Origin of the sequence: Pseudomonas sp. AE27, from assembly GCF_037113495.1 — a bacterium.
Taxonomy (GTDB): domain Bacteria; phylum Pseudomonadota; class Gammaproteobacteria; order Pseudomonadales; family Pseudomonadaceae; genus Aquipseudomonas; species Aquipseudomonas palmensis.
The window spans coordinates 5,637,826-5,651,014 of the sequence record NZ_CP146966.1; the positions used below are offsets into that span (position 1 = coordinate 5,637,826).

A 13,189-nucleotide genomic window follows, 5' to 3' on the forward strand; every position below is an offset into this window, starting at 1 on the left:
CACAGCTTGCCCACTGACCCGCGGATTTGAGTGACAACCCATGCCAAAACGTACAGACATCAAAAGCATCCTGATTCTCGGCGCCGGCCCGATCGTGATCGGCCAGGCCTGCGAATTCGACTACTCCGGCGCCCAGGCCTGCAAGGCCCTGCGCGAGGAGGGTTTTCGCGTCATCCTGGTGAACTCCAACCCGGCCACCATCATGACCGACCCGGCCATGGCCGACGCCACCTATATCGAGCCGATCAAGTGGCAGTCGGTGGCCAAGATCATCGAGAAGGAGCGCCCTGACGCGCTTCTGCCGACCATGGGCGGCCAGACCGCGCTGAACTGCGCGCTGGACCTGGAGCGCGAAGGCGTCCTGGAAAAATTCGGCGTGGAAATGATCGGTGCCAACGCCGACACCATCGACAAGGCCGAAGACCGCTCGCGTTTCGACAAGGCCATGAAGGCCATCGGCCTGGAATGCCCGCGCTCGGGTATCGCCCACAGCATGGAAGAGGCCAATGCGGTGCTCGAGAAGCTGGGCTTCCCGTGCATTATCCGCCCGTCCTTCACCATGGGCGGCACTGGTGGCGGCATCGCCTACAACCGTGAAGAATTCGAAGAAATCTGCGCCCGTGGTCTGGACCTGTCGCCAACCAAGGAACTGCTGATCGACGAATCGCTGATCGGCTGGAAAGAGTACGAGATGGAAGTGGTCCGCGACAAAAAGGACAACTGCATCATTGTCTGCTCCATCGAGAACTTCGACCCGATGGGCGTGCACACCGGTGACTCGATCACCGTCGCACCGGCACAGACCCTGACCGACAAGGAATACCAGATCATGCGCAACGCCTCGCTGGCGGTGCTGCGTGAAATCGGTGTCGAAACCGGCGGCTCCAACGTGCAGTTCGGTATCTGCCCGGACACTGGCCGCATGGTCGTGATCGAGATGAACCCGCGGGTTTCGCGTTCCTCGGCCCTGGCCTCGAAAGCCACTGGCTTCCCGATCGCCAAGATCGCCGCCAAGCTGGCTGTTGGCTACACCCTCGATGAACTGCAGAACGACATCACCGGTGGTCGCACGCCGGCCTCGTTCGAGCCGTCGATCGACTACGTCGTCACCAAGCTGCCGCGCTTTGCCTTCGAAAAATTCCCGAAAGCCGATGCCCGTCTGACCACCCAGATGAAATCCGTGGGTGAAGTCATGGCCATCGGCCGCACCTTCCAGGAGTCGCTGCAGAAAGCCCTGCGCGGCCTGGAAGTCGGCGTATGCGGCCTGGACCCGAAAGTCGACCTGGCCAGCCCGGAAGCTGCCAGCATCCTCAAGCGCGAGCTGACCGTGCCGGGCGCCGAGCGTATCTGGTACGTGGCCGACGCCATGCGTTCGGGCATGAGCGTGGATGAAATCTTCGCCCTGACCATGATCGACCGCTGGTTCCTGGTGCAGATGGAAGACCTGATCAAGGAAGAAGAGAAGGTCAAGACCCTGGGCCTGGCCGATATCGACAAGGCACTGATGCTGCGCCTCAAGCGCAAGGGCTTCTCTGACCAGCGCCTGGCCAAGCTGCTGGGCATCACCGACAAGAACCTGCGTCGTCACCGCCACAAGCTCGAGATCTTCCCGGTCTATAAGCGCGTCGATACCTGCGCTGCCGAGTTCGCCACCGACACCGCCTATCTGTACTCCACCTACGAGGAAGAGTGCGAGGCCAACCCGTCGACCCGCGACAAGATCATGATCCTGGGTGGCGGCCCCAACCGTATCGGCCAGGGCATCGAGTTCGACTACTGCTGCGTCCATGCGGCACTGGCACTGCGTGAAGACGGCTACGAGACCATCATGGTCAACTGCAACCCGGAGACCGTCTCCACCGACTACGATACCTCCGACCGCCTGTACTTCGAGCCGCTGACCCTGGAAGACGTGCTGGAAGTGGTGCGTGTCGAGAAGCCGAAGGGCGTCATCGTGCACTACGGCGGCCAGACTCCGCTGAAACTGGCCCGTGCCCTGGAAGAAGCCGGCGTACCGATCATCGGTACCAGCCCGGACTCCATCGACCGCGCCGAAGACCGTGAGCGCTTCCAGCAGATGGTTCAGCGCCTGAACCTGCTGCAGCCACCAAACGCCACCGTGCGCAGCGAAGACGAAGCGATTCGTGCCGCCGGCGTCATCGGTTACCCGCTGGTGGTGCGCCCGTCCTACGTACTGGGCGGCCGTGCGATGGAGATTGTCTACGAACTGGACGAACTCAAGCGCTACCTGCGTGAAGCGGTGCAGGTGTCCAACGACAGCCCTGTGCTGCTGGACCACTTCCTCAACTGCGCCATCGAGATGGACGTGGATGCGGTCTGCGACGGCACCGACGTGGTGATCGGCGCGATCATGCAGCACATCGAGCAGGCCGGTGTTCACTCCGGTGACTCGGCATGCTCGCTGCCGCCGTACTCGCTGCCTGCCTATGTGCAGGACGAAGTGCGCGACCAGGTCAAGAAGATGGCCCTGGAGCTGGGCGTTGTTGGCCTGATGAACGTGCAGCTGGCGCTGCAGGGCGACAAGATCTACGTGATCGAGGTCAACCCGCGTGCTTCGCGTACCGTGCCGTTCGTGTCCAAGTGCATCGGCACCTCGCTGGCGATGATTGCGGCTCGCGTCATGGCCGGCAAGACCCTGAAAGAGATCGGTTTCACCCAGGAAATCATTCCGAACTTCTACAGCGTGAAGGAAGCGGTGTTCCCGTTCGCGAAGTTCCCGGGCGTCGATCCGATCCTCGGCCCTGAAATGAAGTCCACCGGTGAAGTCATGGGTGTCGGCGACACCTTCGGCGAAGCCTTCGCCAAGGCCCAGATGGGCGCCAGCGAAGTGCTGCCGACCGGCGGCACCGCGTTCATCAGCGTGCGTGACGACGACAAGCCGCAGGTGGCTGGCGTTGCCCGCGACCTGATCAACCTGGGCTTCGAAGTGGTTGCCACGGCCGGTACCGCCAAGATCATCGAGGCGGCAGGCCTGAAAGTGCGTCGCGTGAACAAGGTGACCGAAGGTCGTCCGCACGTGGTCGACATGATCAAGAACGACGAAGTGTCGCTGATCATCAACACCACCGAAGGTCGCCAGTCGATTGCCGACTCCTACTCGATTCGTCGCAATGCGTTGCAGCACAAGATCTACTGCACCACGACCATTGCGGCCGGTGAAGCCATCTGCGAAGCGCTGAAGTTCGGTCCGGAAAAAACCGTACGTCGCTTGCAGGATCTGCATGCAGGACTCAAAGCATGAGTATTACCAAATACCCGATGACCGTTCAGGGCGCTCGCGCCCTGGAGGAAGAGCATCTCTTCCTGAGCAAGACTGAACGCCCGCGCCTGAGCCAGGCGATTGGCGAAGCCCGTGAGCTGGGCGATCTCAAGGAAAACGCCGAGTACCACGCTGCCCGTGAAGAACAGGGCATGGTCGAGGCGCGTATCCGCGATATCGAAGGCCGCCTGCAGAATGCGGTAGTGATCGACGTTACCACCATTGCCCACACGGGCAAGGTGATCTTCGGTACCACCGTGAACCTTGAAAACACCGAAACCGGCGATCAGGTGACCTACCAGATCGTTGGTGAGGACGAGGCGGACGTCAAGAACGGCAAGCTCTCGGTCGGTGCTCCGATCGCCCGCGCCATCATCGGCAAGGAAGAGGGTGACACTGTGGTGATCAAGACGCCGAGCGGCACAGTCGAGTACGAGATTGTCGAAGTCCGTCACATTTGATCGCCCGCGCGGCTTTGCCGCGTCGGCAGTGATCTGGCAGCTGGCCCAGGTGCTCTGGGTCGGCGGCGTGTGGATGCTGCATTTTGCGGTACTGCCGGTGCTGGGCCAGATTGGCCTGGCGCCGCTGTTGATCGAGGATTTTGGCGTGCTGGCCGCGTCGCTGCTGGTCGTCTTTGCGGCGGTGGGCTGCGGCGTGCAGGTGCTGGTGCTGATTCAGGCCGAAGGGATGGCCAGCCTGTGGCGAGACATGCGTGGGCAACTGCTGCTGATGGCAGTGGCGGCGTGCGTGATGTATTTCGTCTTGCGGGTTGGCGGGGCGGGGCAGTTGCGTTGGCAGCTGTTCTGCTACCTGGTGCTGGGCCTCAGCGGTTTGCTGCTGGTGCTGCAGCCGCCGCCGGGCAGGGCGCGCAAGGCGCGCCACTGAACGGCGCGAACATCACTTGTAGCGGTGGATGTTCGACAGTTGCTTGTTGGGCTGCGGGTTGCGGCGATAGATCAGTGCCTTCTTGCCGATGGTCTGCACCAGTTCGGCGCGGCCGGCCTTGCACAGTGCGGCAATGGCGGCGGCACGTTCTTCGCGGTCTTCCGAGCGGATCTCTACCTTGATCAGTTCGTGATCGGCCAGGGCGCGCTCGAGTTCGGCGATAACCCCTTCAGTCAGGCCGTTGCCTGCCACAATCAGAACTGGTTTCAGATCGTGGCCAATGGATTTGTACTGTTTCTTCTGCTCGTTATTGAGCGGCATAATCTGACCCTTTGTCTAGATTCTGTAAAAATGGCGGCCATTTTACCCGAGGGCCCGTGGATCCGCCCAGTTAATCACGACCCTTATCATCGAGGTGCCCAGTGGCGCGTTCCAAGACAAGCCTTGGCTGGCTGAAAGAACACTTCAACGATCCTTACGTCAAAAAGGCGCAAAAGGACGGATATCGCTCGCGCGCGAGCTACAAATTGCTCGAAATCCAGGAAAAGTACCGTTTGATCCGCCCGGGCATGAGCGTGATCGATCTGGGCGCGGCGCCCGGTGGCTGGTCACAGGTGACCAGTCGTCTGATTGGTGGTCAGGGGCGTCTGATCGCCTCCGACATCCTCGAAATGGACAGTATTCCCGACGTTACCTTCATCCAGGGCGACTTTACCCAGGATGAAGTGCTGGCGCAGATTCTCGAGGCGGTCGGTAATTCGCACGTAGACCTTGTGATTTCCGATATGGCCCCCAATATGAGTGGTACGCCCGCTGTGGATATGCCCAAGGCCATGTTCCTGTGCGAGCTGGCCCTTGATCTGGCGACCCGGGTACTCAAGCCGGGTGGCGATTTTCTGATCAAGATCTTTCAGGGCGAGGGGTTTGACGTCTACCTCAAGGACGCCCGCAAGAAATTCGACAAGGTGCAGATGCTCAAGCCCGATTCTTCACGCGATCGCTCCCGCGAGCAGTACATGCTGGGGCGTGGCTACAAGGGCGAGTAGGGCTTCAGGCCGGCAGCTTCCAGGGTATCCGATAGCTATTTCCAATCGGATGTCCTGCCTGACCTGGATGAACATCGTGTAGTCTAGGTTTCACAAAGGGTTACAGACGGCGCCTGCAGACATGTAGGTAATGTAGTAAGTTAAGCCGGTGATTATCATGCGAGGCACGGCTGCGCCTAAGGCCTGCCTCAGAGGGTAGCTAATTGAACGACATGGCAAAGAATCTGATCCTGTGGTTGATCATCGCCGCGGTCCTGGTGACCGTGATGAACAACTTCTCCAGCCCGAACGAGCCGCAGACCCTCAACTATTCCGACTTCATTCAGCAGGTCAAGGATGGCAAGGTCGAGCGTGTGACGGTCGACGGTGCAGTCATCATTGGTAAGCGTACCGACGGCGACAGCTTCAAGACCGTGCGTCCCGCGATCGCCGACAACGGCCTGATCGGCGACCTGGTCGACAACCACGTCGTGGTCGAAGGCAAGCAGCCTGAACAACAAAGCATCTGGACCCAGTTGCTGGTCGCCAGCTTCCCGATCCTGGTCATCATCGCCGTGTTCATGTTCTTCATGCGCCAGATGCAGGGCGGTGCCGGTGGCAAGGGTGGGCCGATGAGTTTCGGCAAGAGCAAGGCGCGCCTGCTCTCCGAAGACCAGGTTAAGACCACCCTGGCCGACGTCGCAGGTTGCGATGAAGCCAAGGAAGAGGTTGGCGAGCTGGTCGAGTTCCTGCGTGATCCAGGCAAGTTCCAGCGCCTGGGCGGTCGTATTCCGCGCGGCGTGCTGATGGTCGGCCCGCCCGGTACCGGTAAGACCCTGCTGGCCAAGGCCATTGCGGGTGAGGCCAAGGTGCCGTTCTTCACCATTTCCGGTTCCGACTTCGTTGAAATGTTCGTGGGTGTCGGTGCCAGCCGTGTACGTGACATGTTCGAGCAGGCCAAGAAGCACGCACCGTGCATTATCTTCATCGACGAAATCGACGCCGTCGGCCGCCACCGTGGCGCCGGCATGGGCGGTGGTCATGACGAGCGCGAGCAGACCCTCAACCAGTTGCTGGTGGAGATGGACGGCTTCGAAATGAACGACGGCATCATCGTGATCGCCGCTACCAACCGTCCGGACGTGCTTGACCCTGCGTTGCTGCGTCCAGGTCGTTTCGACCGCCAAGTGGTCGTGGGCCTGCCCGACATCCGTGGTCGCGAGCAGATTCTCAAGGTGCACATGCGCAAGACGCCGATCGGCGACAACGTGAACCCTGCCGTGATCGCTCGTGGTACGCCCGGCTTCTCCGGTGCCGACCTGGCCAACCTGGTCAACGAGGCGTCGCTGTTCGCTGCGCGCGGCGGCAAGCGTGTGGTCGAGATGAAGGAGTTCGAGCTGGCCAAGGACAAGATCATGATGGGCGCCGAGCGCAAGTCGATGGTCATGTCCGAGAAAGAGAAGCAGAACACCGCTTACCACGAGGCGGGTCACGCCATCGTCGGTCGCGTGGTGCCCGAGCACGACCCGGTGTACAAGGTCTCGATCATTCCGCGCGGTCGCGCCCTGGGTGTGACCATGTTCCTGCCGGAAGAGGACCGCTACAGCCTGTCCAAGCGTGCGCTGATCAGTCAGATCTGCTCGTTGTACGGTGGTCGTATCGCCGAGGAAATGACCCTTGGCTTCGATGGCGTTACCACGGGTGCCTCCAACGACATCATGAGAGCCAGCCAGATCGCTCGCAACATGGTCACCAAGTGGGGCTTGTCGGAAAAACTTGGCCCACTGATGTACGCCGAAGAAGAAGGCGAGGTGTTCCTGGGCCGCAGTGCCGGTTCCCAGCACGCCAGCGTTTCGGGCGAGACGGCCAAGTTGATCGACTCCGAAGTGCGCAGCATCATCGACCAGTGCTATGCCACTGCCAAGCAGATCCTCACCGAAAACCGTGACAAGCTCGATGCCATGGCCGATGCGCTGATGAAGTACGAGACCATCGATGCCGACCAGATCGACGACATCATGGCCGGTCGCGAGCCGCGTGAGCCACGTGACTGGGAAGGTGGTTCGGGCACTTCGGGCACCTCTGCCACGCAAGGTGATCGCCCCGAGTCCCCGATCGGTGGTCCGGCGGCGCAGCTCTAAGGGTTGACATGACTTCACAGCAGTACCCAACCCGGTTGCCTTGCAGCAACCGGGTTCTCGACCTTTCCCGTACCCATGTGATGGGTATCCTCAACATAACCCCTGATTCCTTCTCGGACGGCGGTCGCTTCACCCAGCGTGATGCGGCCTTGCGCCATGCCGAAGCGATGGTGGCGGCCGGTGCTACGCTTGTCGATGTCGGTGGGGAGTCCACCCGGCCAGGTGCACGCGTGGTCACTGCTCTCGAAGAGCTCGAGCGGGTTGCACCCATTGTCGAAGCGATCAGTCGCGAGCTGGATGTCATCATCTCGGTCGATACCTCGACGCCGGCGGTGATCCGCGAGACTGCCCGCCTGGGCGCGGGGCTGATCAACGATGTGCGCTCGCTGACCCGCGATGGCGCCCTGGATGCCGCTGCAGCCACCGGTTTGCCGGTCTGCCTGATGCACATGCGCGGCGAGCCCGGCGACATGCAGAACAACCCGCACTACGACGATGTAACCGTCGAGGTGGCGATGTTTCTCGAGCAGCGCATGGCAGCCTGTGCTTCGGTGGGTATCGGCGCCGAAAAGATTGTGCTCGATCCGGGCTTTGGTTTTGCCAAGACGCTTGCGCACAACCTCAGCCTGTTCAAGCATATGCAGGACCTTTATCGCCTGGGCCGTCCCCTCCTGGTGGGTGTTTCGCGCAAGAGCATGATCGGCCTGGCGCTGGAGCGTCCGGTCGGTGAGCGGCTTTATGGCAGCCTGGCGCTTGCTGCGCTGGCGATGACCCGGGGTGCGAGCATCCTGCGGGTTCACGATGTTGCCGAGACCGTCGACGTGGTACGGATGATTGCAGCGGTTGAAGCCGCCGAATAAGAGTGACGGAGCATTTCACTATGAGCAGAAAATATTTTGGTACCGACGGCATTCGTGGCCGTGTCGGCGAATACCCGATCACGCCGGATTTCATGCTCAAGCTCGGTTGGGCCGCTGGCATGGCCTTTCGCAAGCTCGGCGCCTGCCGGGTGCTCGTAGGCAAGGACACGCGTATCTCCGGCTACATGTTCGAGTCGGCCCTTGAGGCCGGTCTGTCGGCGGCGGGCGCAGATGTGCTGCTGCTCGGCCCGATGCCGACGCCGGCCATCGCCTACCTGACCCGCACCTTTCATGCCGAAGCCGGGATCGTCATCAGTGCGTCGCACAATCCGCATGACGACAACGGCATCAAGTTCTTCTCCGGCCAGGGCACCAAGCTGCCCGACGATGTGGAACAGATGATCGAGGAGTTGCTCGACAAGCCCATGACCGTGGTCGAGTCGAGCAAGCTGGGCAAGGTGTCGCGCATCAACGACGCGGCCGGCCGCTACATCGAGTTCTGCAAAAGCAGCGTGCCGACCAGTACCGATTTCGCCGGCCTCAAGCTGGTGGTCGACTGCGCCCACGGCGCCACGTACAAGGTGGCCCCCAGCGTATTTCGCGAGCTCGGCGCCGATGTCACGGTGCTGGCAGCGCAGCCGGATGGCCTCAATATCAACGAGAACTGCGGTTCGACCCATATCGAGTCGCTTCAGGCGGCGGTGCTGGTAGGGCATGCCGACCTGGGGATCGCGTTCGACGGTGACGGTGACCGGGTGCTGATGGTCGACCATACCGGCGCGATCGTCGATGGTGACGAATTGCTGTTCATCATTGCCCGTGACCTCCAGGAGCGTGGCAAGCTCAATGGTGGCGTTGTGGGTACGCTGATGAGCAACCTGGGCCTCGAACTGGCCTTGCAGGAGCTCTCGATACCGTTTGTGCGTGCCAAGGTGGGTGACCGCTATGTGATGGCCGAACTGCTGGAGCGCGACTGGAACATCGGCGGCGAGAATTCCGGGCACGTGGTGTGCTTCAGTCATACCACGACAGGGGATGCGATCATCGCTGCCCTGCAGGTGCTGATGGCGCTCAAGCGTCGCGGTGAAACCCTGGCTCAGGCCCGTCAGGCGCTGCGCAAATGCCCGCAGGTGCTGATCAATGTTCGCTTTGGCGAGAGCAAGGTGGACCCTGTCGAGCACCCGGCGGTCAAACAGGCCTGCGAGCGGGTCACCGAGGCCATGGCGGGTCGTGGTCGCGTGCTGCTGCGCAAGTCCGGCACAGAGCCACTGGTGCGTGTGATGGTCGAAGGTGACGACGAAAGTCAGGTGCGCGGCTACGCCGAGGAACTGGCAAAGCTGGTAACTGAAGTTTGCGCCTGATTAGCGCTTGCCAGTGGTGATCGGGTTGGGTAACATCTGCGCCCACTTTGACCGACGAGGTACAGCATGCGTCGCCCTATGGTAGCTGGTAACTGGAAGATGCACGGTACCCGCGCCAGCGTCGCTGAGCTGATCAAGGGCTTGAGCAATCTAGCCCTGCCGAGCGGTGTTGAAGTCGCGGTGTTCCCGCCCTGCCTGTACATCAATCAAGCGATTGAAGGGTTGCAGGGCAAGTCGATAGCCGTGGGTGCTCAGGATTCTGCGGTAGAGCCCCAGCAAGGCGCGCTGACCGGTGAGGTTGCTCCGAGTCAGCTGGTCGATGCGGGATGTGAGCTGGTGCTGATCGGGCACTCGGAGCGTCGCCAGATACTGGGCGAAAGCGACGAAGTACTGAATCGCAAGTTCGCTGCGGCTCAGGCTTGCGGGTTGAAGCCTGTGCTCTGTGTGGGGGAAACCCTGGAGGAGCGCGAAGCTGGCAAAACGCTTGAGGTTGTAGGGCGTCAGTTGAGCAGCATCATCGAAGCATTCGGTGTTGAGGCCTTCGCCAGTGCAATCATTGCCTATGAGCCTGTATGGGCCATCGGCACCGGCCTCACGGCCAGCCCGCAACAGGCTCAGGATGTGCACAAGGCCATTCGCGAGCAACTGGCGGAAAAGAATTCAGAGGTCGCGATGAATGTGCGGCTTCTATACGGCGGCAGCGTGAAGGCGGCCAATGCGGCTGAGCTGTTCGGCATGCCGGATATCGATGGGGGGCTCATAGGTGGAGCTTCCCTGAACGCAGACGAATTCGGTGCAATTTGTCGCGCCGCAGGAAACTGAAAAATGCTGGAAACAGTCGTAGTAGTTTTTCATCTGTTGGGCGCACTGGGTTTGGTAGTGCTGGTGTTGCTGCAACAGGGTAAAGGTGCGGAAGCAGGTGCATCTTTCGGCGCAGGGGCTTCAAATACTGTGTTCGGAAGCCAAGGTTCTGCTACCTTTCTTAGTAAGTTTACTGCTATACTTGCCGCCAGTTTCTTCATAACCGCCCTAGGGTTAGGTTACTTTGCTAAAGAGAAAGCTCATCAGCTGACTCAGGTAGGGCTTCCAGATCCAGCGGTACTTGAAGTGAAGCAGCAAAAGCCGGCAACAGATGATGTACCGGTGCTCCAGGAGCAACAGGCACCCGCCAGCAACACCGGCGATGTACCTCCAGCTCAAGAGCAGAAGTAACGGGTTTCAAAGTAGTATTGCCGAGGTGGTGGAATTGGTAGACACGCAACCTTGAGGTGGTTGTGCCCATAGGGTGTAGGGGTTCGAGTCCCCTTCTCGGTACCAATTGAAACAAGACAGCCCGCTACAGCGGGCTTTCTTGTAGGTGGAGGTTAGATTGACCCCTCGCGGGGTTCGGTCGTATACTTTCGCCCCAGCTTTGACGCGGGGTGGAGCAGTCTGGTAGCTCGTCGGGCTCATAACCCGAAGGTCGTTGGTTCAAATCCAGCCCCCGCAACCAGTTTCAGCAGAGCCCCTTTTCAGGGGCTTTTTGTTAGCTGATCAGTTCTCAGCGCCGGTATTCACCCGGCGTATCAGGGATGGGCGCTTCGCCCATTTTTTATTTGCATAGCATGCACAAGGGGGTTCAGGTGTCGAGCAAGCTAGAAGAGTTGCAGGCCTTGTTGGCCCCGGTGGTCGTGGCCCTAGGCTATGAATGCTGGGGTATCGAGTTTTCGGCTCAAGGCCGCCACTCAATGTTGCGCGTTTATATCGACAAAGAAGGCGGTGTGCTGGTGGATGACTGCGCCATCGTCAGCCGTCAGATCAGCGGCATTCTGGATGTCGAAGATCCCATTTCCGTTGAATACACCCTTGAAGTTTCCTCTCCTGGCATGGAACGCCCGCTGTTCACACTTGAACAGTTTGCAAAGTATGTCGGTGAGCAGGTGAAGATTAAACTGCGCTCGCCTTTCGAAGGTCGACGTAATTTTCAGGGCCTTCTGCGCGGTGTGGAAGAGCAGGATGTCGTGGTGCAGGTAGATGACCACGAATTCCTTCTGCCGATCGACATGATCGACAAGGCCAACATTATTCCCAGTTTTGACTGAGACATGCCGGGTCCGATAGTTCGTGCGGACCCAATGGCTTGCGAAAGGCGAGGCGTACGATGAGCAAAGAAGTACTGCTGGTTGTTGAGTCGGTATCCAATGAAAAGGGTGTACCGGCAGACGTGATTTTCGAAGCATTGGAAGTGGCCCTGGCCACTGCTACCAAGAAGCGCTTCGAAGATGAAGTCGACCTGCGTGTGGAGATCAACCGCCACACCGGTAACTACGAGACCTTCCGTCGCTGGACGGTGGTCGAGGAAGAGGATCTTGACGATCCTGCGATCGAAACCTGGCCAAGCAAGATTCAGGAAACCCATCCTGAAGCCAAGGTTGGCGATGTCATCGAAGAGAAGATCGAGTCCATCGAGTTCGGCCGCATCGCTGCACAGACCGCCAAGCAGGTCATCGTGCAGAAGGTCCGCGAAGCCGAGCGCGCACAGGTGGTCGATGCTTATCGCGAGCGTCTGGGTGAAATCATCTCGGGTACCGTCAAGAAGGTTACCCGTGACAACGTGATCGTCGACCTGGGCAACAACGCCGAAGCGCTGCTGGCCCGTGAAGACATCATCTCCCGCGAGACTTTCCGTGTCGGTGTGCGTGTACGTGCACTGCTCAAGGAAATCCGCACCGAAAACCGCGGCCCGCAGCTGATCCTGTCGCGTACCGCGCCCCAGATGCTGATCGAACTGTTCCGCATCGAAGTGCCGGAAATCGCCGAGGGCCTTATCGAGGTCATGGCGGCTTCCCGTGACCCGGGTTCTCGCGCCAAGATCGCTGTCCGCTCCAAGGACAAGCGCATCGACCCGCAAGGCGCCTGCATCGGTATGCGCGGTTCGCGCGTACAGGCAGTGTCTGGCGAGTTGGGCGGCGAGCGAGTGGATATCGTCCTGTGGGACGACAACCCGGCCCAGTTTGTCATCAACGCCATGTCGCCGGCAGAAGTCGCGGCGATCATCGTTGATGAAGATGCCCACGCGATGGACATCGCTGTAGCCGCGGACAACCTGGCGCAAGCCATTGGCCGTGGTGGTCAGAACGTACGTCTGGCCAGCCAGTTGACCGGCTGGACCCTGAACGTGATGACCGAGTCGGACATCCAGGCCAAGCAACAAGCTGAAACCGGCGACATTCTGCGTAACTTCATCGAAGAGCTGGAAGTCGACGAAGAGCTGGCGCAGGTTCTCGTTGACGAAGGTTTCACCAGCCTGGAAGAAATTGCCTACGTACCGCTGGAAGAAATGCTCAACATCGATGGCTTCGACGAGGAGATCGTCAACGAACTCCGCGCGCGTGCCAAGGACCGCCTGTTGACCAAAGCCATCGCTACTGAGGAAAAACTGGCAGACGCCCATCCGGCCGAAGACCTGCTCTCGCTTGAGGGTATGGACAAGGATCTGGCGGCGGAACTGGCGGTGCGCGGCGTGGTTACCCGCGAAGACCTGGCCGAGCAGTCGATTGATGACCTGCTCGACATCGACGGCATCGACGAAGAACGTGCCGGCAAGTTGATCATGGCCGCCCGAGCCCACTGGTTCGAGTAAGTAGGCTGGCCTGAG

General features: G+C 60.3%; 12 protein-coding genes and 2 tRNA genes. 13 read left to right on the top strand and 1 reads right to left on the bottom strand.

Annotation, left to right across the window (positions count from 1 at the left end; all coding sequences use genetic code 11):
* Positions 1-40: 40 nt before the first annotated feature.
* Genes carB through V9K84_RS26015 form a run of 3 tightly spaced genes read left to right on the top strand, consistent with a single transcriptional unit; the run spans position 41 to position 4,165 of the window.
* Positions 41-3,262 (top strand): carbamoyl-phosphate synthase large subunit, encoded by a 3,222-nt coding sequence (gene carB / locus V9K84_RS26005; protein ID WP_088513992.1) that lies wholly within the window; start codon positions 41-43, stop codon positions 3,260-3,262.
* Positions 3,259-3,741 carry a transcription elongation factor GreA gene (gene greA, locus V9K84_RS26010; RefSeq protein WP_078481340.1) on the top strand — a complete coding sequence of 161 codons (483 nt, stop codon included), beginning with the start codon at positions 3,259-3,261 and terminating at the stop codon, positions 3,739-3,741. Before carB ends, greA begins: the two co-directional genes overlap by 4 nt.
* Before the next feature lie 28 nt (positions 3,742-3,769).
* A complete protein-coding gene (locus tag V9K84_RS26015) occupies positions 3,770-4,165 on the top strand; it encodes an MFS transporter (RefSeq protein ID WP_088513993.1) in 396 nt (131 codons plus the stop codon).
* A 12-nt stretch (positions 4,166-4,177) separates the two neighbouring features.
* On the opposite strand, the gene yhbY is transcribed toward V9K84_RS26015, so the two are convergent.
* Entirely contained in the window at positions 4,178-4,486 is a 309-nt protein-coding gene (yhbY, locus tag V9K84_RS26020; protein WP_038606752.1) for a ribosome assembly RNA-binding protein YhbY, read from the bottom strand.
* 101 nt (positions 4,487-4,587) lie between these two features.
* Here yhbY and rlmE point away from each other — a divergent pair, with 101 nt between their 5' ends.
* The 10 genes from rlmE (at position 4,588) to nusA (ending at position 13,174) form a co-directional block, all read left to right on the top strand.
* The gene (gene rlmE, locus V9K84_RS26025; protein ID WP_043863826.1) at positions 4,588-5,211 is read left to right on the top strand and encodes a 23S rRNA (uridine(2552)-2'-O)-methyltransferase RlmE; all 624 of its coding nucleotides are present in this window, start codon (positions 4,588-4,590) and stop codon (positions 5,209-5,211) included.
* Positions 5,212-5,423: 212 nt separating this feature from the next.
* Positions 5,424-7,331: an ATP-dependent zinc metalloprotease FtsH gene (gene ftsH, locus V9K84_RS26030; protein WP_043863825.1), complete on the top strand. Its 1,908-nt coding sequence runs from the start codon at positions 5,424-5,426 to the stop codon at positions 7,329-7,331.
* A gap of 8 nt (positions 7,332-7,339) precedes the next feature.
* On the top strand, positions 7,340-8,191 hold the full coding sequence (folP, locus tag V9K84_RS26035; protein ID WP_088513994.1) for a dihydropteroate synthase: 852 nt from the start codon (positions 7,340-7,342) through the stop codon (positions 8,189-8,191).
* Between the two features lie 20 nt (positions 8,192-8,211).
* A complete protein-coding gene (gene glmM, locus V9K84_RS26040) occupies positions 8,212-9,552 on the top strand; it encodes a phosphoglucosamine mutase (RefSeq protein ID WP_054916542.1) in 1,341 nt (446 codons plus the stop codon).
* A gap of 66 nt (positions 9,553-9,618) precedes the next feature.
* Positions 9,619-10,374 (top strand): triose-phosphate isomerase, encoded by a 756-nt coding sequence (gene tpiA, locus V9K84_RS26045; protein ID WP_088513995.1) that lies wholly within the window; start codon positions 9,619-9,621, stop codon positions 10,372-10,374.
* Between the two features lie 3 nt (positions 10,375-10,377).
* Positions 10,378-10,764, top strand: a complete 387-nt coding sequence (secG, locus tag V9K84_RS26050; RefSeq protein WP_078481335.1) for a preprotein translocase subunit SecG — start codon at positions 10,378-10,380, stop codon at positions 10,762-10,764.
* Between the two features lie 19 nt (positions 10,765-10,783).
* Positions 10,784-10,869 (top strand) — tRNA-Leu (locus tag V9K84_RS26055).
* Between the two features lie 98 nt (positions 10,870-10,967).
* Positions 10,968-11,044 (top strand) — tRNA-Met (locus V9K84_RS26060).
* A gap of 130 nt (positions 11,045-11,174) precedes the next feature.
* A complete protein-coding gene (gene rimP / locus V9K84_RS26065; RefSeq protein ID WP_043863937.1) occupies positions 11,175-11,633 on the top strand; it encodes a ribosome maturation factor RimP in 459 nt (152 codons plus the stop codon).
* Positions 11,634-11,692: 59 nt separating this feature from the next.
* The gene (gene nusA, locus V9K84_RS26070) at positions 11,693-13,174 is read left to right on the top strand and encodes a transcription termination factor NusA (protein WP_043863821.1); all 1,482 of its coding nucleotides are present in this window, start codon (positions 11,693-11,695) and stop codon (positions 13,172-13,174) included.
* The last annotated feature ends 15 nt before the right edge of the window (positions 13,175-13,189 follow it).